Below are 20,367 nucleotides of genomic sequence, written 5' to 3'. Positions count from 1 at the left end.
GATTGATATACTGAACCACCGTTTTTGCTGCTCCCCAGGAACATGAAACTCATCGGCTCCCTGACCAGTCCCTATGTGCGCAAAGTGCGCATCACACTGGCCGAAAAGAAAATCGACGCCAAGTGGGAGGAGGAGAACGTCTGGTCGGAGGCCACCCAGATCGCCCGCTCCAACCCGCTGGGCAAGGTGCCATGCCTGGTGCTCGATGACGGCGAGGCGATCTTCGACTCTCGGGTGATCGTCGAATACCTCGACACGCTGACCCCCGTGGGCAAACTCATTCCCGCAGGCGGGCGCGAACGCGCCGAAGTGCGCACCTGGGAGGCCCTGGCCGATGGCGTGATGGACGCCGCAGCCACCGCCCGACTGGAGCAGACCTGGCCTGGGCGCACCGAGGCCCAGCGCAGCCCGGCCTGGATCGAGCGGCAGATGGGCAAGGTGGGCGCAGGGTTGAAGGCCATGTCGCACGGTCTGGGCGACAAGCCGTTCTGCTGCGGCAACCACCTCACCCTGGCCGACATCGCCGTGGGCGCGGCGCTGGGTTATGTGGTGTTTCGCTTCCCCGATCTGGCCTGGCAGCAGCAATATCCCAATCTCGCCAAGCTTTACGACAAGCTGATGCAGCGCCCGTCGTTTCGCGACACCGCACCGCCGCAAGGCTGATCAGCGGCGCTGCGCGGCCTCAAGCACCCATTGCAGGGCGAAGTGCGCCGCCTGCATGCGCACCGCGCCGCGGTCTCCGGCGAACAGGGCGTGGCGCGCTTCCAGGCTCTGCGCAAGTCCCTGCCCCGTGGCAAGACCGAACCAGACCGTGCCCACCGGTTTTTCCGCGCTGCCGCCGCTCGGCCCGGCAATGCCGGTGACGGCCACGGCCAGATCGGCTTCGGCCCTCAGCCGTGCGCCCAGGGCCATGGCTCGCGCGACTTCAGGGCTGACGGCGCCGACCTTCTCGAACAGGCTGGCCTCGACCCCGAGCAGATCGGTCTTGGCGCTGTTGGCGTAGGTGACCACACCGCGCTCGAACCAGGCGCTCGAACCGGCCACGCTGGTGATCGCCGCGGCGATCAGCCCCCCGGTGCAGGATTCGGCCGTCGCCAGATGCAGCCGCCGCCCCTGCAGCACCGCGCCCACATCGGCTGCCAGGGCGCACAGGTCTGAGAAATCGGGGGTCGGCACGGTTCAGATCCAGGCGTAAAGGCGGATGCCCAGGGCCATGACCAGCAGTGTGAAGGCGGCTGCGATCAGGTCGTCGAGCATGATGCCCAAGCCGCCCTTCACATGCCGATCGGCCCAGCCGACCGCCAGCCACTTGCCGGCATCGAAGGCGCGAAACAGCAGAAAGGCCGCGAGCTGTTCGGCCCATCCGGCGGGCGTCACCAGTAGCAGGACGAGCCAGAAGGCAATGATTTCGTCCCACACCACGGGAGACGGGTCTTCCAGGCCGAGGGCGCGTGCGGTGTGGCCGCAGGCCCAGACGCCGATGAGGGCGCCCGCGCCGATGATCACCGCCCATTGCAGCGGTCCCAGCCAGAGCGCGAGCAGGTCGTAGCTGGCCCAGGCGAACAGGGTGCCCGCAGTGCCGGGCGCAATCGGTGCGAGGCCACTGCCAAAGCCCAGCGCCAACACATGCAGGGGGTTGCGCCACATGAAACGCCAGGACGCGCCTTGCGCCGAGGCCGGAATGGGGGTGGATGCGGTCATGGAGGCGAGGATGAGGGGCGGAAATGATCGAATCCCGCATACGCATTGTCCAACACCCGTCCCAAGGCGTCGATGAGCCGCAGCCCCGGCTCGGCATCGATGCGGCCGATGCGGGTGACCGGCGTGGCCGCTTGCTCGGCGGCTTCTTCCACGGCGCGGCGTGCGGCCTGCGGTGCGGTGAACAGAAGCTCGTAATCGTCGCCACCGGCGAGCTGGCACAGGCGTCGGCGCGGCAACTCCTGCGTGCGCAGCGCCGCGCTGGCCGGGCAGGCGTCGGCCTCGACCGTGGCACCCACGCCGCTGGCGCGCAGGATGTGGCCGAGGTCGGCGAGCAGACCGTCGGACATGTCGAGTGCGGCATGGGCCACGCCGCGCAGTGCGAGGCTGAGGGCGATGCGGGGCTCGGGGCGATCCATGCGCAGCATGGTCGCGGTCTGCTCGGGCGCATCCAGCGTCCATTCGCCGAGGCGGTGACCGAGGGCGAGCCGGGCGTCACCGACGGTGCCCGAGACCCAGAGGTCGTCACCGGGCTTTGCGCCACTGCGCAGCAGCGCCGCGCGCTGTGGCACGGTGCCCAGCACGGTGACGCAGAGGTTGCGCGGGCCGCGGGTGGTGTCGCCGCCGATCAGCTCGATGTCGTAGCGGTCGGCCAGATTCAAGAGTCCGCGCGAGAACCCCGCCAGCCACCCGGCATCGGCTTCGGGCAAGGCCATGGCCAGGGTGAAGGCCAGCGGCTTCGCGCCGATGGCGGCCAGATCGGAGAGGTTGACCGCTAGCGTTTTGTGCCCCAGCGCTTCGGGGTCGGCGTCGGCGAAGAAATGTCGCCCCTCGACCAGCATGTCGCTGGAGATGGCCAGCCGTTCATCCGCCGGCGGCGCGGCCAGCAGGGCGCAGTCGTCGCCCACGCCGAGCACGGCGCGGCGCGGTGGGCGGGTGAAAAAGCGGGCGATGAGGTCGAATTCGCCAAGAGGTTTGGTCATGATGTGGCGTGGAAGGGGCGCGCAATGTTCGCATATCGGCGTGCCGACAGGCTCCTACAATCGATCGATACCCCGCGGCGACAAGATGCGAAACGTTCACAACGGCCGTGCGAGGCGGAGACAGTCATGTCCAGCTCAGAAGACACCAAGGCCAAGCTGCGCTTGGCCGCGCTCGAGTATCACGAGTTTCCACGTCCCGGCAAACTGGCCGTTGTCGCCACCAAGCAGTTGTCCAACCAGCGCGACCTGGCGCTGGCGTATTCGCCGGGGGTGGCGTCGGCCTGCGAGGAGATCCACGCCAACCCTGACGACGTGTTTCGCTACACCGCGCGCGGCAACCTCGTGGCGGTGATTTCCAACGGCACGGCGGTGCTGGGCCTGGGCGACATCGGCCCGCTGGCGGCCAAGCCGGTGATGGAGGGCAAGGCGGTTCTGTTCAAGAAGTTCGCGGGCATTGATGTGTTCGACATCGAGGTGAATGAAAAAGACCCTGCGAAACTGGTCGAGGTCATCGCCGCGCTGGAGCCCACGTTCGGCGGAATCAACCTCGAGGACATCAAGGCGCCGGAGTGTTTCGAGGTCGAGCGCAAGCTGCGCACCCGCATGAACATACCGGTGTTTCACGACGATCAGCATGGCACGGCCATCATCGTCGGCGCGGCCGTTCTCAATGGGCTGAAGGTGGTGGGCAAGGACATCGCCCAGGTCAAGCTGGTGTGCTCGGGCGCAGGCGCGGCGGCGCTGGCCTGCCTGAGCCTGCTGGTCGATCTGGGCATGAAGCGCGAAAACATCTGGGTCAGCGATCTGGCCGGGGTGGTGTACGCAGGTCGCACCGAGCTGATGGACGACGACAAGCGCCGCTTCGCCCAGGAGACGACGGCCCGCACCCTGGCCGAGATCATCGACGGGGCCGACGTGTTCCTCGGCCTTTCGGCCGGCGGCGTGCTCAAGCCGGAATATGCCCAGCGGATGGCGGACAAACCCATCATCCTGGCGCTGGCCAATCCGCATCCCGAAATCCTGCCCGAAGACGCGAAGGCCGTGCGCCCGGATGCCATCATTGCCACGGGCCGATCCGACTATCCCAATCAGGTCAACAACGTCCTGTGCTTTCCCTACATTTTCCGGGGGGCGCTCGACAGTGGCGCCACCACCATCACTGCGGAGATGGAAGTGGCCGCGGTGCACGCCATTGCCGAACTGGCCCAGGCCGAGCAAAGCGACGTGGTGGCGGCTGCTTATGTGGGCGAGCCGCTGCGTTTCGGCCCCGACTACCTCATTCCCAAGCCCTTCGATCCGCGCCTGATGATCAAGATCGCGCCGGCGGTCGCCGAGGCCGCGGCGAGGAGCGGCGTGGCGCGGCGTCCCATTGCCGACATGGACGCCTACCGCGACAGCCTGCAGCAGTTCGTCTATCAGTCTGGTGCGCTGATGCGGCCGATGTTCAGCGTGGCCAAGAAGGCAGCCAAGAAGCGCATCGTCTATGCCGAGGGCGAGGACGAACGGGTGCTGCGCGCGGTGCGCGTGGTGGTCGATGAGCATCTGGCGCGGCCCATTCTGGTGGGGCGCCCGGCGGTCATCGCCCAGCGCATCGAGCGCTTCGGCCTGCGGCTGGAGCAAGGGCGAGATTTCGACGTGGTCAACACCGATCACGACGAACGCTATCGCGACTTCTGGCAGAGCTACCACCAGCTCGCCGGGCGAAAAGGCGTCACGCCGGCCATGGCCAAGATCGAGATGCGCCGTCGCCTGACCCTCATCAGTTCGATGATGCTGCACAAGGGCGAAGCCGACGGCATGCTCTGCGGTACCTGGGGTCAGACGCACATTCATCTGCATTACATCGATCAGGTCATCGGCCGTCGGCCCGGCGCCAACGTCTATGCGGCGATGAATGTGCTGGTGCTGCCCGGACGCCAGGTGGCCCTGGTCGATACCCATGTGAACATCGACCCGACCGCGGCTGAAATCGCCGAGATCACCAGCATGGCCGCGCAGGAGCTGCGCCGCTTCGGCATCGCGCCCAAGGTGGCCTTGCTGTCGCACTCCAATTTCGGGTCGTCCACGGCACCCTCGGCGCTGAAGATGCGCGAGGCGCTCGCACTGCTGCGCCAGCGCGAGCCCGAGCTCGAAGTCGACGGAGAAATGCAGGGCGATACCGCGGTCGATCCCGCGCTGCGCGCCAGCCTGCTGGCCGATTCGACCCTGAGCGGCGAGGCTAATCTGCTGGTCTTCCCGGATCTGGATGCAGCCAATATCGCCTACAACCTGCTCAAGGCCACCGCGGGGAACAACATCGCCATCGGGCCTATTCTGCTGGGAGCGGCCAAGCCGGTGCACATCCTCACCGCGTCCAGCACGGTGCGCCGCATCGTCAACATGACCGCGCTGACTGTGGCCGAAGCCAACCTATGATCGGCTGCCTGCCCGACAGGCTCACAGGAGCCTGCCGGGCTTGAGGATCGCGGGCTGCAAAATGGCCCTGAGGCGCCCTGCGGCAGCGGCTTTTTGCCCCATAGCTCGGGCTATGGGGCTGCAAATCCGTTGCCACATGGCATCCGCATGCCCATTTTTCGCTATCCGCGCCCCAAGCCCGACAGGCTCCCAGGCGCGGTAAAACCTGCTTAAAAATTGGGCGAATCCTTGTGTTTTCGTGGCGCTTTCGCTACGATTGCTGCCTTATTGAATAAGGCGGCAGCAAACTTTCAAGGCACCAGTCTCATCGTCTTGGCCTGGTTGTCTGCTTGCATTTTTAACGCATTTGCGTCCATTTGTTCCCTTTTGCGCGTAAACCGCGCTGCAGCATGAATCGCCGGTGCATTCACTCCACGCTGCGCTCCCTCATCCTGACGGGACTCCTGCTCCTCCTGGGGTCGTTCGTGGCGCTGGGCGAAATGACGGCGTGGCCCATTGCGCAAGCCCGTGAGACCCCAGGGCAAGCCGCCGGAGTCTCGGCGTTGCCCGTCGTTGCGGAAGCCGATCTGCCGGTTCAGGCTCGCGATGTACTGCGGCGAATCGAGCGGGGCGGCCCGTTTGAATACGAGAAGGACGGAGTCATTTTTGGAAACTATGAGCGGCTTTTGCCCTCAAAACGCCGTGGTTTTTATCGCGAATACACCGTTCCGACACCGGGCGCCAGAAATCGCGGCGCTCGTCGCATCGTCTGTGGCGGGCCCAAGCGCCAACCTGAAGTCTGTTACTACACCCATGATCACTATGCCAGTTTCCGACGCATCGTCCCTTGATGCCGATCCCGCCGTGCTGCTCAAATCGGTACGGCCGAACATCGTGCAGTCGATCCGGGCTTACCGAGTCGAGCAGCTGCAAGAAGCAGCCGAGACGACCGGCCAGCATTTTCTATACGCCAATCTCTCCGAAGCCACGACCAAGCAGGAAGTGCTCGAGACCATTGCACGCTCCTTTCTGTTTCCGAAGCATTTCGGCAAGAACCTCGATGCGCTGCACGACTGCCTGACCGACGTGGTTCACGGCGGCGGGCCGCAACCGGGTTTCGTCGTCGTGCTGGAGCAACTGCCCGCAACCCAGCGCTTCGACAAGGAGGCGCGTGAAACCTTGCTCGATGTGTTCCGCGACGCCGCCGATTTTTGGGCGGAGCGAGGTGTGGCTTTCAGGGTCTTCTATTCTTTTCTGTAACCCGCACTCCTGGCCGGGAGGAGATGCGGGGCGAAGCGGTACCGGAACCCAAAGTCAAGACCGTGAAGGTCTGCACACCCTGGGAGGGCGCCTGGGCGCAATTGGTGGCGTGATCGGTTGCGTGGCCGGTGGCGTAATCCAGGCTCTCGATGGGTTGAACATGGCGCATGGCCTCGCGGCTCTGCGCCATTTTTCATGGTCGCCCGGCAGGGATGGCCTGCGCCAGTGCGACATATTCGGCAGTGCTCACTTCCTCGGCGCGGCGCTGCAGATCGAAATGACCGCCGTAGCCGTGCTGGTCCAGCCAGGGGCCCAGGCTATGCCGCAGGAGTTTGCGGCGCTGGGAAAACGCGGCGGTCACCAGCGCGGAGAGCAGGGCGCGATCGACGCACTGCAGGGCTGAACCCGACAGCGGCGTCATGCGCACGACGGCTGAATCGACTTTGGGCGGCGGGTCGAACGAGTCCGGCGGCACGTCCAGCAGATTGACCATGTGATAGCGCCACTGCAGCATCACCGACAGACGTCCGAAATCACGCCCGCCGGGCGTTGCCACCATGCGGTCGATCACTTCCTTTTGCAGCATGAAGTGCTGGTCGCGCACCCGGTCGGCCACGTCCATCAGGTGAAACAGCAGCGGCGTGGAGATGTTGTAGGGCAGGTTGCCGACCAGGCGCAGGTCAGCGCCCAAGCTGGCAAAGTCGAAGGTGAGCGCATCCGCCTCGATCAGCTCCACGCGATCGGGTGACTGCTGGCGCCAGCGCGCGGCGAGGTCGCGGTCGATCTCCACGGCGGCCAGTCGGGGCACGCGCTCCAGCAGCGCCCAGGTCAGGGCGCCCAGTCCTGGGCCGATTTCCACCAGCCGGTCACCAGGCTCTGGGGCGATGCAGTCAACGATGCCGTGGATGATCTGCGCGTCGATCAGAAAATGCTGACCGAAGCGCTTGCGTGCGACGTGGGTGGTCTGGGCCGCGCCACGTGGCCGGGCTGACGGCCGTTTCATGCCGACCCGCCCGGCGAGGCCGCGTCTTCAGTCATTCTCGGGAATGTGCACATAGGTGCGGGCACGAACGTCGCGCACCAGTTCGTCGAAATCCTGGGCCGCCTTCTGGCGTTGCAGGATTTCCCGCGCCAGCGCGCGTTTTTGCGACGCCTCGAGCGGACGCACGGCGCGGTCAACCAACTGCAGCAGTACCACCTTGTTGCCCATGACGATGGGTTCGGACACGTCGCCAGGGTTGAGGTGCTCAAGCGCGGCGTCGAGCACCGGGTCGAGCTGACCGGCCAGCACCCAGCCCAGGTCGCCGCCCTTGGAGGCGGTGGCCGGGTCTTGCGACAGCTCTTTCGCCTTTTCGCTGAATTTCACCTTGCCCGCCTGCACGGCCTGCGCGATCTGGCCCAGCTCGGCCTTGGCGCGCAGGCGCTGCGCCTCGGTGGATGCGCTCAACATGATCTCGCGCACATGGCTTTGCATCGCCGTGGTCGGCGCGCCCTGCTCGCCGCCGACCTGAAGCAACTTGAGGATGTGAAAGCCCGCAGCGCTGCGGATGACCGGGCTGATCTGTCCGGGCTGCATGTCGCGCACCGTGTTGACGAACAGCGTGGGCAGACGATCGACAGGGCGCATGCCCAGGTTGCCGCCCTGTTTGGCGCCTTCACCCTGCGAATCCTCGGTGGCCAGCTTGGCGAAATCGGCCCCGGCCTTGAGCTGGGCCTCGATGGCGTCCATTTTCTGCTTGACCGCCGCGACCTGCTCGGGGCTCGCATTCTGGGCCACGGGCAGGAAGATCTGCGCGATCTCGTAGGCAGCCTGCGGGCTGGCCGACGCCGCATCCTGCTTGGAGAGGAATTCGTCGATCTCGCTTTCGGAAATCGTGGGCAGCTGCGCCATCGAGCGTTCGCGCACCCGGCTGATGAGAATTTCGCGCTTGAGCTGATCGCGGTAAGTGGTCCAGCCCATGCCCTCTTTCTCGACGGCGCGGCGCAGCTCGGGCACGGTCATCTTGTTGTTGCTCGCCACCTGCGCCACGGCGCGGTCGAGCGTGTCGGCGCTCACCCCCATGCCCATCTGCTCGGCGTATTGCGCCAGCGCCAGCTCGTCGATCATTTGGTTGAGCACCTGGTTGCGAAGCTGCGCAGGCGGTGGCAGCGTGGCGCCTGCCGCCTGGGCCTGCTGCCGCGTGGCCTCGACCCGCAGTTGCAGGTCGTAGTCGGTGATGACCTGATTGCCGACGATCGCGGCGATGCCGTCGCTGGTGCGGGCACTGCCGAAGGTGGAGGGCAGCGCGGGCGGCGGGGCCATCGGCGGTGCCGTGCCGAGGGCCGGGGCCGCGGCCGACAGACCGGAGCCGCCGCCCGACGACCGCAGGCCCTGGGCTTGTGCGCTTGCGCCCATGACGGCCAGAAGGCCGACCAGGATAGTGCGGTGCAGAGGGGATTTATTCATAGTTCGAGAAGCGGCTTGGCGGCACGTTCGATTGCCTGAGGATCTGGTAGCCGGGGATATTCTGCTTGAGCGCCGAAATCGGATTGTTGCCCAGCCTGGAAAAGCCGACGAGTTCGAGCTGGAACAGGATGCGGGTGTAGGCCGTGGCCTGGGTGAGCGAATTGCGTTGCAGCACGATGCGGCCGATCCAGCACCCGCCGTCGTACTCGAAACCCAGCAGGCCGTCGTTGAGGCGTTTGTCGAGAATGCTGTAGTTCGCCTGGCCCACCGAATACCAGCGTGGGCTGAGCTGCCATTGCCACGCGGTGTTGATATAGCGCAGCGGAATCTGGCCCGACGCCGCGCTCTGATACACATAGCTCGTGCTGATGGTCTTGTAGGGCGCGGGTGACCAGCGCGCACCGGCGGCGATCTGCTGGCTTTGCCGAAGGCGCATGTTGTATTGCAACGCGGCCTGCGCGCTCCAGTGGTCGGAGAGGTTGGCGCTGGCCAGCGCGAAGGTGTCGTTCAGCCCGGCGGGAATGGGGCTGCCGCTCAAGGTGACGCGCTGCGGGCTGAAGAGCACGCGCTGCGCCAGCGTGAGCCGCCCGAGCTCGACGCCGGTCTGAGGATCGAGCAGGCGCGAGGTGACGCCGCCGGTGAGGTTGTTGGCGTCGGCGATGCGGTCATTGCCCGAGAACACATTGTCGGTGTAGATGGTCGACAGGTTCAGGTCGAGGTCGGCGCTGTCGAAGTTCGGCAGGTTCTGCTGGTTGCGATAAGGCGTGTAGACGTAGTAGAGGCGCGGCTCCAGCGTTTGCGTCAAGGCGCGGCCGAACAGTTGGGTCGAGCGCTCGAACACCAGGCCGCTGTCGAGGCTGAAGGTGGGCACGGTGCGGTCGGCGGTGGTGGCGCCGCCGGTCATCGGCGTGTCGGTGACGTAGCGGGTGAAGTTGAACGACAGCTTGGGCGTCACAAATCCGCCCGGCCGCACGACCGGATAGCTGAGCTGCGGGTTGAGGTAGAGCCGGTCGCCCGAGATGGCCGTGGGGTTGGTGAAGCGGGTCGCCGCCGCGTCGAACTGCCAGCTCAGACCGCTGTAATTCGCACTCTGCAGATGGGTGTAGAGCTGCGGTTGCTGGTTGTACGGCACGCCGATCGGTGCAGCGACGTTCTGTAGCGTCTGCCAGCGGTTCACGCTGAGCTGCATGTAACCCAGAGGCAGGCTGTAGGTGAGGCTGCCCTGCTGCGGCAAGGTGCGGTTGGAGCCGATGACCGGGTTGACGCCGCCGAAGTCCTGCCACCAGTTGTCGTCGGAGACCTGCTGGTAGTTCAGCGCATAGCTCAGGCCGTGGCCCAGGCCGCCGTTCTGCTGCACATAGCCGGCCCAGCGGCTGTTGCCGTTGTCGCTGCTGTCGGAGGGCAACAGGTCGAACTGGCTGCGGCCCGAGAACGACGGTTCCAGCCAGCGCGTGGCGACGCTGCCCATGAAGCCGCGACGCTGAATGATTCGAGGCGTGAGGGTGGCGTCGTAATTCGGCGCGATGTTCCAGTAGTACGGCACCGCCAGGTCGATGCCGTTGCGGCTGTCCATGCCCAGCGTGGGCGGCAACCAGCCGGACTTGCGCGCATCGCTCAGCGGAAAGCTGGCGTAGGGCAGCGGCAGGATGGTGGCGCCCTTGAACACCACGCGGGCATCGCGTGCGACGCCGGTGTTGTCGGCCAGGTTCAGGTCGAGATGCGTGGCCTGCACGAACCAGTCGACCGGGCTGGCGGTGCAGGTGGTGTAGGTGGCGTTGTCGGCTTGGAGGTGTTCGCGGCCGAGAAAGTCGATGTTGTCGGCGTGGCCGTGGCCCTGGGTGACGCGAAAGTAGTAGTCGGCGTCGGGCATCTGGCCGCGGTAGGTGTCGAGCTGCATGCGCAGCGCCGGGCCGGTGAACAGGTTGCCATCGCGCAGCACCCGCACATCGCCGTTGGCCACCGCCTCGTTTTCGACAAAGTAGTACCGCAGCCGATCGGCCTTGATCACCACGCTGTGCTTGCGCAGTTGCACATCGCCGCTGGCGTGGACGTAAATGTTGTTCTGGCCCGTGATCCTGTCGGCGATGACGAAGACCGGTTCGAATGCCTGCGCCTCTTCGGGCAGGTGCTGCAGCAAGTCCAGGCTGGGGGTGAGCTGCAGCGGGGCAGACACGGTGGCATCGGGCGTTTGCGCCTGCGCCGGTGCCGTCCACCCCAGCGCGAGCGCCAGCGCCCATGCGAGCGGGCTCAAGCGAGGCGAATGGCGAAGCGATGGGGACAAAGGCACGGGACTCGGATCGGGGGCGGGCGCATGCGGGCGGTTCGGCGCCGCACGACCGCAGCACCGGAGCCGGCGGCAGGCCGCGCGCAGCGATGCCTAAAATGTTCGCGGATTATAGGTAGGGCATCTTCCCTGCCCCGCCGTTGCCCTAGCCATGCTCAAACCCGATCCCACCGCCCGCATGCAGGCCTTGCAGCATTGGCTGCAGAGCGTCGCGCCGACGCATCATCTTCAGCCAGAGAGCCTGCAGCCCGCGTCGAGCGATGCCAGCTTCCGCCGCTACTTTCGCGTCCAGGCAGGTCAGGGCGCGCTGATCGTCATGGACGCGCCGCCGCCGAAGGAAAACGTGCGTCCCTTCGTCACCATCGCAGGCCTGCTGGCCGCGGGTGGCGTGCATGTGCCACAGGTGCTGGAGCAGGACGTGGAGCAAGGTTTTCTGCTGCTCACCGATCTGGGTCAGACCACCTATCTGCAGGCGATCACCGCCGAGCCCGAGCGTGCCGACGGCCTGATGCGCGACGCGCTCGGCGCGCTGGTCACCCTCCAGGGCATAACCGGCGCGGGCGTGGTGCCCGCCTATGACGCGGCGCTGCTGCAACGCGAGCTCGATCTGTTCCCGGAGTGGTTCGTGCGCCAGCATCACGGCCATGTCCTGACCGAGGCGCAGCAGGCCTCGCTGCAGCGCATCTTCGCCCTGCTCGTCGCCAACAACCTGGCGCAGCCGCAGGTGCTGGTGCACCGCGACTGGCACAGCCGCAACCTCATGCTCACCCCCGAGCGCAACCCTGGCGTGCTCGATTTTCAGGACGCGGTGATCGGCCCCATCACCTACGACCTGGTCTCGCTGCTGCGCGACGCCTACATCGCCTGGCCCGAGGAGCAGCAGCTCGACTGGGCCATCCGCTACTGGGAGCGCGCCCGCAAGGCTGGGCTGCCGGTGGCGCCCGACGCCGCCGACTTCTACCGTGACCTCGACTGGATGGGGCTGCAGCGCGCGCTCAAGGTGCTGGGCATCTTCGCCAGGTTGCACCACCGCGACGGCAAGGCGCAATACCTGGGCGACCTGCCCGTGGTGCTTGCCCACACCCGGCTGGTGGCAGCGCGCTACGGCGCCTTCAAGCCGCTGCTGCAACTGCTCGACCAGATCGAGCAGCGCAGTCCGCTAGTGGGCTACACCTTCTGAAGCGGCACGCATCTGAACCTCCCGATGCGCGCCATGATTCTCGCCGCCGGGCGCGGCCAGCGCATGCGGCCCTTGACCGACGCCACGCCCAAGCCCTTGCTCGCCGTGGGTGGCAAGCCGCTCATCGTCTGGCAGATCGAACGCCTGGCCGCAGGCGGCTGGCGTGACATTGTCATCAACACCGGCTGGCTGGGCGAGCAGATTCCCGCCGCTTTAGGCGATGGCGGCACCTGGGGCGTGCGCCTGCGCTACTCGCCCGAGCCCGCCGATGCGTATGAGACCGGCGGCGGCATCGCCACCGCGCTTTCCTTGCTCGGCGACGCACCTTTTCTAGTGGTCAGCGGCGACATCTACACCTCTTTCGACTGCGCCCGGCTGCAGCCCGTGGCGCGGGCCATCGCCGCCGATCCGCAGCGCACCGTGGCGCATCTCGTCCTCACGCCCAACCCCGAGCACAACCCGGACGGCGATATGGCGCTGGACGCCCAAGGCCGCATCAGGCGCGAGGGCGAGCGGCTGAACTACGGCAATATCGGCGTGTTCCACCCCGCGCTGTTCGCCGGCCAGCCCCGGGCGCAGGCGTGGAAGCTCTTTCCCTGGCTCTACTGCGCGGTCGATGCCGGGCGGGTGAGCGGCGAGGTCTTCAGCGGCATCTGGCACAACGTCGGCACCCCCGAGCAACTGGCCGCGCTGGATGCGCAATTGCGTGCGGTGGACTAGGCTTTAGGGCCTGTTAACGCTATGGGTGCACCCGTAGCGTTAACAGGCCCTAGCCTATTGATCCTCAATCGCCTTCCCATGCCCGATTCCACCTTGCTCGTCCGCTGCGCCACGCGCCGCGCGGAAGTCGTGCGCCAACTCGCTGCCGCAGGCGGCGGCGTGGCCCTGCTGCCCACCGCGCCGGAGGCCATGCGCAACCGCGACGCCGACTATCCCTACCGCCACGACAGCTATTTCTACTACCTCACCGGCTTCACCGAACCGCACAGCCTGCTGGCGCTGCAGGTAGGGGCCGACGGCAGCAGCCGCAGCGTGCTGTTCTGCCGCGACAAGGACGTGGAACGCGAAATCTGGGACGGTTTCCGCTGGGGCCCAGAGGCCGCGCGCGAAGCGTTCGGCTTCGACGCCGCCCTGTCCATCAACAGCCTCGACGCCGAAATGCCCAGGCTGCTGGCCGACCAGCCCGCCGTGTGGTGGCCCTTTGCCGTGCATGCCGGGCTGGAGACGCAGGTGGAGCGCTGGCTCGCTGCGGTACGGGCCCAGGCCAGAACCGGCGTGACTGCGCCGCGCTCGCAGCACGATCTGTGCGCCATCCTCGACGAAATGCGGCTGTTCAAGGACGCCTACGAGCTCGACGTGATCCGTCGCGCCTCGGCCATTTCCGCGCAGGCGCACATTCGCGCCATGCAGGCCAGCAGCCGCGGTCTGCGGCAGCCGCCTCAGCAGGGGCTGCGCGAGTATCACCTCGAGGCCGAGCTGCTGCACGCCTTCCGCCAGGGCGGGTCGCAAGCACCCGCCTACGGCTCCATCGTGGCTGCCGGCGCCAATGCCTGCGTGCTGCACTATCGCGCCAGCGATGCCCCCGTGCGGGGTGGCGACCTGGTGCTGATCGACGCAGCCTGCGAACTCGACGGCTACGCCAGCGACATCACCCGCACCTTCCCGGCCGACGGCCGCTTCACCGGAGCGCAACGTGCGCTCTACGACGTGGTGCTGGCCGCGCAAGCGGCGGCGCTCGACGCCAGCGTCGAAGGCGCCCGTTTCACCGATCCGCACGATGCCGCCTTGCGCGTGCTGGCGCAGGGCCTGCTCGATCATGGCCTGATCCCGCGCGACACGGCGCCGGATGTGGATGCCGTCATCGCCACCGGCGCCTACAAGCGCTTTTACATGCACCGTACTAGCCACTGGATGGGCATGGACGTGCACGATTGCGGCGACTACGCCGAACCCGATGCGGCGCTCGAAATCCAGCCCGACGGCACCCGCAAGCGCCCGGCGCGCATCCTGCGCGAGTCCATGGTGCTCACCATCGAGCCGGGGCTGTACGTGCGCGCGGCCGACGACCTGCCCGCCGCTTTCCACAGCATCGGCATCCGCATCGAAGACGACATCGCCGTGCGCGGCGGTGGTCAGCCCTGCGAGGTGCTCACCGCCGCGGCCCCCAAGACCGTGGCCGACATCGAAGCGGTGATGCGCTGAGGCGGCCTATGATGCCCAGACCGCCCGCGACGGGCGGCAGGAGGAACTTCATGGCCGTCGTCACCGAACGCATTCCCATCCTCGTGACCGCCGAGCAAAAGGCGCGCATTGCCCGCGCGGCCGAAGCTGCGGGCCTGTCCATGGGCGAGTATCTTCGCCGCGCCGCAGCAGCCTACGATCCCACGCAGGACGCTGGGGCGTTCGACGCGGTGGCCGAGCAGATCCGGCTCAGCGCCGAACGCGCCAACCGCGCCCTCGACGCCGCGCTGCAGGCCGTTGCCGCCTCCGAGCAGCGTCTGGCCCGGCTTGACCCGTCGCATCCGGCGGCGGCCTCCGCGCGCAAGCGCCGCACCGCAGGAGCCTGAGATGAAACAGCCCCCTCACTTGCTGCGCGCGTTACCCCCCGAGGGGGGCGTCAGTACCTTCGGAACGGCCGGGCGGAACTGACATGGGCGTGACCGAGAAACTGTGGGACGCGCTCACCACCGTGATCAAGATGAACGACAAGATCGAACGCCTCGCCGGCACCGTGGTCACCCAGCAGCAGAAGATCGAACAGCTCACCGAGCGCGTCATCCGCCTGGAAACCGCCCTTGAAATCGGCCTGGCCACACGCAACGGCCCGCGGCGCATCGAACACAAAACCCGCGAGTGAAATCGGCGCTGCCGAGTCAGTGCTCCTGGAGGGATACGGACATTCCGTTCACACCACCCGATGCCCCAGCGCGGGCAGGCTTTCGCGGTGTCTGGCGATGCGGTCGCGATCCAGTGTCGCGGTGACCACGGCTTCGCCCTCGGCCTGCATCGCCAGCACCTCGCCCCAGGGGTCGACGATCATGCTGTGGCCCCAGGTGCGGCGGCCGTTTTCGTGTACGCCGCCCTGCGCGCTGCCGAGCACATAGGCCAGGTTCTCGATGGCGCGGGCGCGCAGCAGCACTTCCCAATGTTTCTCGCCAGTGGTGTGGGTGAAGGCGGCGGGCAGGAGATAGAGGTCGCAGGGCGCGGGGTTGGACAGCGCCCGGAACAGCTCGGGAAAGCGCAGGTCGTAGCAGATGGTCAGGCCGATGCGCAGACCTTCGCAGTCGAAGGCCACGGCCTGGGTGCCGGGGGTGATGCTGTCGGCCTCGGCATAGCGCTCGGTGCCGCGCTGGAAGGCGAACAGGTGCATCTTGTCGTAGCGGGCGGCCAGTTCCCCTGCGGGGTTGAACACCAGCGTGGAGTTGAGCACGCGATTCGGGTCGGGGCTTTCCAGCGGCAGGGTGCCGCCGACCACCCACAGTCCGTGGCGGCGGGCGGCGTCGGCGAGAAAGTCCTGGATCGGGCCGCTGCCAGGTTTTTCGCGCACCCGCACCTTGTCAGCGTCGCTCTGGCCCATGAGGCAGAAATATTCGGGCAGCACGGCCAGGCGCGCACCTTGCGCTGCAGCCTGGGCCAGCAGGCCTTCGGCGCGTTGCAGGTTGGCGGCGACGGACGTGCCGGAGACCATCTGGAGGGCGGCGATTTTCATGGTGCGGTGCGGTGAGGCTATCAATCCTTTCAGCTTACGTCAGGGTGCTGCAGGCTTGGGACTGTCGAGCGAAACCTCGCTGACGATGGGGGTGACCCAGGTGCCGGTGATGTCGTACACATGGGTGAAGGCCCGCGCCAGGGGCTCGCGGGCGATGTATTGCGCCAGGAAGGTGCCCAGGCCGACGACGGGGTTCACCAGCGCGTAGGCGAGCGAGGCGGCGCCCGCATTGATATTGGGCACCACGACCACGCGCAGGTTCTGGGTTTCGGTCGCGAGGTTGGTCTGGCCCTCGATGCGCACCGTGGCCGAGACCCCGCTCATGCGGAAATCGCGCGTGCTGGCAATGCCGCTGTCCACGCCGACGTCGGCATCGACCTTGTCGAAGGCGAAGCCCGACGCGAACAGATCGCGGAAATCGAGGGTGAAGCGGCGCGGCAGGCTTTGCAGGCTGAGCACGCCCAGCAGCTTGGCGATGCCGGGATCGGCCTTGAGGAACTGGCCGCTGCCGAGCTGCAGCTTGAACTGCCCGATCATGCTCGGGAAATCGAGGCTCAAAGGCGAGCCCAGCCAAGCCAGATTGCCGGTGATCTCGCCTTTGCCCCCTTTGAGCAGGCCGGGTTTGCCCAGCGTGGCCAGCAGGTTGCCGGCGTCGCCGATGGCGAGCTTGAACTGCATGCTCGTGCGTCGCGCGGGCGAGGCGGCTTCGGCGCTGCCGGGCTCGGTCAACTGCGAGCCCACGGTGGACCAGGTGCCGCTGCCGGTGAGCACATTGTCCGGGGTGGCGAGCTCGAAATGGGTGAGCTGCCACTGCTTGCTGCCATCCACCCGCCCGCGGTTGACTGCCTGCACCTCAAGATGCGAGAAGCGGTGGCCGTGCAGATCGACGTCGTCGGCCACGATGTCCAGCGCCGGGATGCTGCTGGGCTGCTGGCTGAGCAGGTGCTCGACATCCGAGTCGCTCGACTTGGGCAACTCCAGTCGGGCCAGCCTCGCGCTGAGCGTGCCGGGGCTGTTGCCCTGGCCGATCTGCCAGCCGATGTAGCCCGAGAGTTGGCGCGAGTTCACGTTGGCCTGCAGCAGATCGCCGCTGCGATGACCGCCGACCACCACCTGCTCGATCACCCGGCCCATCAGCGTCAGGCGGCCGATGTCGAGCGCCGCCGTGGTGGGCAGCAGACCGGTGAGCCCGCGGCCATCCGCCGAGGCGGCGAGCAGGGGGGGCGACGGGGCGGCCGAGTTGCCGCTGTCGAGCAGGGGCTTGAGGGCGGCATCCCAGGCATCGACATCGAGCACCGGCAGCTTGACATTGGCCTGCACCGATTGCGTGGGCTGCGGCAGCGCGGCCTGAGGGCCGATGGCCAGCCCGCCGCTGATGACGCGGAAATCGGCGCTCGCGCCGGGGGTTGCCGCAGCCTGCGGTTCTTCGAGCACGTAGCGCGCACGGGCCAGTCCGCCTAGGTCGATCTGCACCACCTGGCGCCGACCTGCGCTGCCCGCGGTCTGGGGCAGCGGCGTGCGGGTGTAGAGCAGCGACTCGGGGGCACTGGCGGGCTTGCCCAGCGGCGGCGGTAGATCGATGGCGGCGCCCACCAGATTGCTGCGCAGTTCCAGCGTCGCCTCCGGTGCGCCACGAGGCTGGATGATGGTCAGGGAGTAGGGCGCCTGACCTCGCAGCACCTTGCCGAGGGTCTGCATCCAGTCGGCCCGGGTGCCGCGCAGCCCGGTGCTGCTGAAGCTGCCGCTGGCCTGCAACTGCAAGGGCTCTCCCGTCTTCTGGCCGCCGCGCAGGGTGACGGGGCCGCCGAGCACGTTGGGTGCGTTCAGCGCCAGGTCGAACCCTTGGTGGTCGAACGCCACCGTGCCGCGCACCTTGTTGAACTGCGGCAGATCGCGGCTCCATGTCACATCCACCCCCTGCAGGGTCGCCAGCCCTTTGAGGGTGGTGTCGTCGAGATGGTCGAGGGGCAGGGCGAGGGCGATGTCCAGCGCCACCGGCCCCTGCGCCTGAACGCCATCGAACACGCCGCCGAGCCGTCGGTTGATCGGACTCTCGACCAGGTAGCGCAGGGCATCGGTTGCCGGTGCCTGAGCCTTGCCGCTGATGCTGAGCACGCCGTCGTGGAAGCTCGGCAGGCTGCCGTTGACCCCGCTGATGCGCGCACCGAAAGCTCGCGCCGAAGCATTGCGCACTTCCAGGCTGTGCGAGGTCACCCGCAGATCGCCGCTGATCTGGGTGAACTCGGGCCACTCGGCGTTGGCGTGCACGCTCTCGGCGCTGGCGGTCTGTCCCGGCGGCAACAGGCCGCGGGGCGCGTAATTGAACACCCCGTTTTCGATTTGGGCGTTCACCTCGAAGGTGCCCCCCTTGGCCGGTGTGTCAAAGGGGAAGTTTTCGAGCCGACCCTGAACCGAGAAATCGACCTTGCGCGCATTGCCCGCGGCAATCGCGCTGCGCAGATAGTCGCGGGTGTGCAGCGGAATGTCGATGGGCAGGTAGCGCCACACCGCGCGGGCGTCGGCCCGGGTGAGCTGGCCCTTCAGATCGATGCTGCCCAGGCCGCGGGGCGCGCTGCGCCAGGTCAGGATGGCGCTTCCGGCCGCGTCGGCATTGGCGAAATCGAAGCGCCGGGTGCTGACCTGCCACTGCCCGGCTCTGTCGCGCTTCCAGGCGAGATCGGCTGACAAGGTGTCGAACCCCAGTCTGGCCGGGGCATAGACCAGCGGCAGATCGAGGCTGGTGAGGTGAATCTGTGCCTGGCCGCCCGCTTGGGTTGCGCTGAGCGTGCCCGACAGACCGCCCACGCCCGGCAGATCGGCTGGAAGTTGCAGCGCTTTCGCGGCGGCCTTGCCGCGCTCGATCAGGTGATGGGGATCGGCGGGGGGAATGCTCTCGCCTGCGCCCGCGGGGCTGTTCCAGCGTAGGTCGGCAAACTGCGCCTGCACGCTGAAGGTCGGCGGCATTCCAGCAGGCGCCACGCCCTTGGGCCAACTGGCTTGAGCCTCGAATCGATCGATGCGGCCCTGCGGCTGCAGCGCGGTCAGCCGGGCCTGCCACAGCGCAGGCAGCGGCAGACGCTGCGCCACTGCGGCGAGGGCGCCGAGATCGAGCGCGCCTGTCTGCAGACGGCCCTGCGCGGCCTGCCCCGGCGGGTGCTGCCATTGCCAGTCCACGCTGACAGGAGCAAGTGACTGGCCCTGGACGTTGCGGAACTGCAGATGCTGCAAGCTGGCCTTCTCCCCTCCGGGCAGCGGCGCCCAAGTCATGCGGGTGGAGAGGGTGTCGAGCGCGATGGGGGGCAGCAGCGCCACCGGGCGCAGGGCCTCGGCGGTTTGCTGCGGGGCGAGTTGAACCGCGATGTCTCGCAGCGCCAGATCGGCGGTGAAGGCGGTCGGCGCGCCCTGGTCGAACTGCGCCCAGGCCCGCACCGAGCCGCGCCCCGTCTGCGTCTGGGCGGGCAGGGTCAGGGGAAGCTGCGGTTGCAGCGCGGCCAGATCGACGCCGGTCACTTCGCCGTAAAGCGTGCCCTTCCAGCGCGCGAAGTCGGCGGTGTGGCGCAGAAAAAGCGGCTGAGTGAAACTGGCGCGCAGATCGATGCGACCGCCGAAACCCGCTGGCGGCTCGGCGGTGAGCGCGGCGCGGTGCGTCACCAGTGAGTTCCGCAGCAAGAGGTTGACCTGGGTGAGCGGCAAGGGCTGCGCGTGCCGTGCGGCGTTCACCCAGGTCAGGCGGCTGTCGAGAATCAGGATCTCGTCCTGGCTGAACAGCCAGTCGGCGAACTGCTGCGCGGCGTCGTTCTTGCCCGACCCTGACAGAGCAAAGCGAATGCCGCCCACCTCCAGATGGCTGGCGTCCGGGCGCGTCACCGTCAGATCGGCGCCGCGGATCACCAACTGCTCGAAGGTGAGGGTGAGCCGGGTGAGGCTTTTCCACGAAGGCGCCGCGCTGACCTCGGCGAACTGCAGGGCCGGCTGTCCCTGCGGGCCGTCGATGCGCACATCGTGCAGCGCGAATTGCGGCATCAGGCCGTGCCACTCGGTCTTGATTTTCCCGATATGCACCGGCAGCCCCAACGCCTGGCTGCTGGCCTGCTCAACCCAGGGCCTGAACTCCTGCGCGTTGGGCAGCACGGCATAACGCAGCGTCAGCAGACCCGCGCCGAGCACGAAATACACCGTGAGCACGAGGATGACAGCCGCCTCCCAGATGCGGGTGGCGGCGCGCAGCGAAAGATGGAGCAGAGACAAGGGATGCGGCTCAGGCGGACCAATCGACGGGGCGATGGTAGTCAACCCAGATGGTCCATGAGGCGCCGCTTTGCCCTGCACGGGCGCTGGCGCAAGCCCAGGCTGAAGCGCGTCGTGCAATCCTGCGTCTGGCCCTCGGACACTCGTCAGCCTCGGTGCAGCTTC

The 20,367-nt window shown here is 67.3% G+C and carries 17 protein-coding genes; 9 read left to right on the top strand and 8 right to left on the bottom strand.

The window, feature by feature from the left end; all coding sequences use genetic code 11:
* Nucleotides 1-42: 42 nt before the first annotated feature.
* Complete coding sequence (locus ASC45_RS02160) at nucleotides 43-663, top strand: glutathione S-transferase N-terminal domain-containing protein (RefSeq protein WP_055449370.1); 621 nt, start codon at nucleotides 43-45, stop codon at nucleotides 661-663.
* Here ASC45_RS02160 and ASC45_RS02155 read toward each other — a convergent pair whose 3' ends face one another.
* From ASC45_RS02155 to thiL, 3 genes are read right to left on the bottom strand one after another with little or no spacing between them, the layout of a single operon-like run.
* Entirely contained in the window at nucleotides 664-1,176 is a 513-nt protein-coding gene (locus ASC45_RS02155; protein ID WP_055449369.1) for a CinA family protein, read from the bottom strand.
* A gap of 3 nt (nucleotides 1,177-1,179) precedes the next feature.
* A complete protein-coding gene (locus tag ASC45_RS02150) occupies nucleotides 1,180-1,701 on the bottom strand; it encodes a phosphatidylglycerophosphatase A family protein (protein ID WP_072242945.1) in 522 nt (173 codons plus the stop codon).
* Nucleotides 1,698-2,681 (bottom strand): thiamine-phosphate kinase, encoded by a 984-nt coding sequence (thiL, locus tag ASC45_RS02145; protein ID WP_055449368.1) that lies wholly within the window; start codon nucleotides 2,679-2,681, stop codon nucleotides 1,698-1,700. The genes ASC45_RS02150 and thiL overlap by 4 nt, the downstream gene beginning before the upstream one ends.
* Before the next feature lie 126 nt (nucleotides 2,682-2,807).
* Here thiL and ASC45_RS02140 point away from each other — a divergent pair, with 126 nt between their 5' ends.
* The 3 genes from ASC45_RS02140 (at nucleotide 2,808) to ASC45_RS02135 (ending at nucleotide 6,335) form a co-directional block, all read left to right on the top strand.
* Nucleotides 2,808-5,096 (top strand): NADP-dependent malic enzyme, encoded by a 2,289-nt coding sequence (locus tag ASC45_RS02140; RefSeq protein WP_055449367.1) that lies wholly within the window; start codon nucleotides 2,808-2,810, stop codon nucleotides 5,094-5,096.
* Nucleotides 5,097-5,485: 389 nt separating this feature from the next.
* Nucleotides 5,486-5,926: a guanyl-specific ribonuclease gene (locus ASC45_RS15395; RefSeq protein WP_072242944.1), complete on the top strand. Its 441-nt coding sequence runs from the start codon at nucleotides 5,486-5,488 to the stop codon at nucleotides 5,924-5,926.
* On the top strand, nucleotides 5,889-6,335 hold the full coding sequence (locus tag ASC45_RS02135) for a barstar family protein (RefSeq protein WP_055449366.1): 447 nt from the start codon (nucleotides 5,889-5,891) through the stop codon (nucleotides 6,333-6,335). The genes ASC45_RS15395 and ASC45_RS02135 overlap by 38 nt, the downstream gene beginning before the upstream one ends.
* A 193-nt stretch (nucleotides 6,336-6,528) precedes the next feature.
* On the opposite strand, the gene rsmA is transcribed toward ASC45_RS02135, so the two are convergent.
* Genes rsmA through ASC45_RS02120 form a run of 3 tightly spaced genes read right to left on the bottom strand, consistent with a single transcriptional unit; the run spans nucleotide 6,529 to nucleotide 11,032 of the window.
* Complete coding sequence (gene rsmA / locus ASC45_RS02130) at nucleotides 6,529-7,338, bottom strand: 16S rRNA (adenine(1518)-N(6)/adenine(1519)-N(6))-dimethyltransferase RsmA (protein ID WP_055449365.1); 810 nt, start codon at nucleotides 7,336-7,338, stop codon at nucleotides 6,529-6,531.
* A 27-nt stretch (nucleotides 7,339-7,365) separates the two neighbouring features.
* On the bottom strand, nucleotides 7,366-8,781 hold the full coding sequence (locus ASC45_RS02125; RefSeq protein ID WP_055449364.1) for a peptidylprolyl isomerase: 1,416 nt from the start codon (nucleotides 8,779-8,781) through the stop codon (nucleotides 7,366-7,368).
* The gene (locus tag ASC45_RS02120) at nucleotides 8,774-11,032 is read right to left on the bottom strand and encodes an LPS-assembly protein LptD (RefSeq protein WP_245609914.1); all 2,259 of its coding nucleotides are present in this window, start codon (nucleotides 11,030-11,032) and stop codon (nucleotides 8,774-8,776) included. The genes ASC45_RS02125 and ASC45_RS02120 overlap by 8 nt, the downstream gene beginning before the upstream one ends.
* Nucleotides 11,033-11,216: 184 nt before the next feature.
* On the opposite strand from ASC45_RS02120, the gene ASC45_RS02115 reads away from it, so the two are divergent.
* The 5 genes from ASC45_RS02115 (at nucleotide 11,217) to ASC45_RS02095 (ending at nucleotide 15,102) form a co-directional block, all read left to right on the top strand.
* Complete coding sequence (locus ASC45_RS02115) at nucleotides 11,217-12,245, top strand: aminoglycoside phosphotransferase family protein (protein WP_055449362.1); 1,029 nt, start codon at nucleotides 11,217-11,219, stop codon at nucleotides 12,243-12,245.
* Between the two features lie 33 nt (nucleotides 12,246-12,278).
* Nucleotides 12,279-12,965 (top strand): N-acetylmuramate alpha-1-phosphate uridylyltransferase MurU, encoded by a 687-nt coding sequence (murU, locus tag ASC45_RS02110; protein WP_082454202.1) that lies wholly within the window; start codon nucleotides 12,279-12,281, stop codon nucleotides 12,963-12,965.
* A gap of 78 nt (nucleotides 12,966-13,043) precedes the next feature.
* Nucleotides 13,044-14,447, top strand: a complete 1,404-nt coding sequence (locus tag ASC45_RS02105) for an aminopeptidase P N-terminal domain-containing protein (RefSeq protein WP_055449360.1) — start codon at nucleotides 13,044-13,046, stop codon at nucleotides 14,445-14,447.
* 50 nt (nucleotides 14,448-14,497) lie between these two features.
* Nucleotides 14,498-14,812: a plasmid mobilization protein gene (locus ASC45_RS02100; RefSeq protein ID WP_055449359.1), complete on the top strand. Its 315-nt coding sequence runs from the start codon at nucleotides 14,498-14,500 to the stop codon at nucleotides 14,810-14,812.
* Between the two features lie 83 nt (nucleotides 14,813-14,895).
* Nucleotides 14,896-15,102: a hypothetical protein gene (locus tag ASC45_RS02095; protein ID WP_055449358.1), complete on the top strand. Its 207-nt coding sequence runs from the start codon at nucleotides 14,896-14,898 to the stop codon at nucleotides 15,100-15,102.
* A 48-nt stretch (nucleotides 15,103-15,150) separates the two neighbouring features.
* Here ASC45_RS02095 and ASC45_RS02090 read toward each other — a convergent pair whose 3' ends face one another.
* Complete coding sequence (locus ASC45_RS02090; protein WP_055449357.1) at nucleotides 15,151-15,954, bottom strand: carbon-nitrogen hydrolase family protein; 804 nt, start codon at nucleotides 15,952-15,954, stop codon at nucleotides 15,151-15,153.
* A 39-nt stretch (nucleotides 15,955-15,993) separates the two neighbouring features.
* Nucleotides 15,994-20,202 (bottom strand): YhdP family phospholipid transporter, encoded by a 4,209-nt coding sequence (locus ASC45_RS02085; RefSeq protein WP_055449356.1) that lies wholly within the window; start codon nucleotides 20,200-20,202, stop codon nucleotides 15,994-15,996.
* Between the last annotated feature and the right edge of the window lie 165 nt (nucleotides 20,203-20,367).

It is taken from the genome of Thiomonas bhubaneswarensis (assembly GCF_001418255.1).
Taxonomy (GTDB): domain Bacteria; phylum Pseudomonadota; class Gammaproteobacteria; order Burkholderiales; family Burkholderiaceae_C; genus Thiomonas; species Thiomonas bhubaneswarensis.
This window is presented reverse-complemented; position numbering and strand designations above follow the sequence as displayed.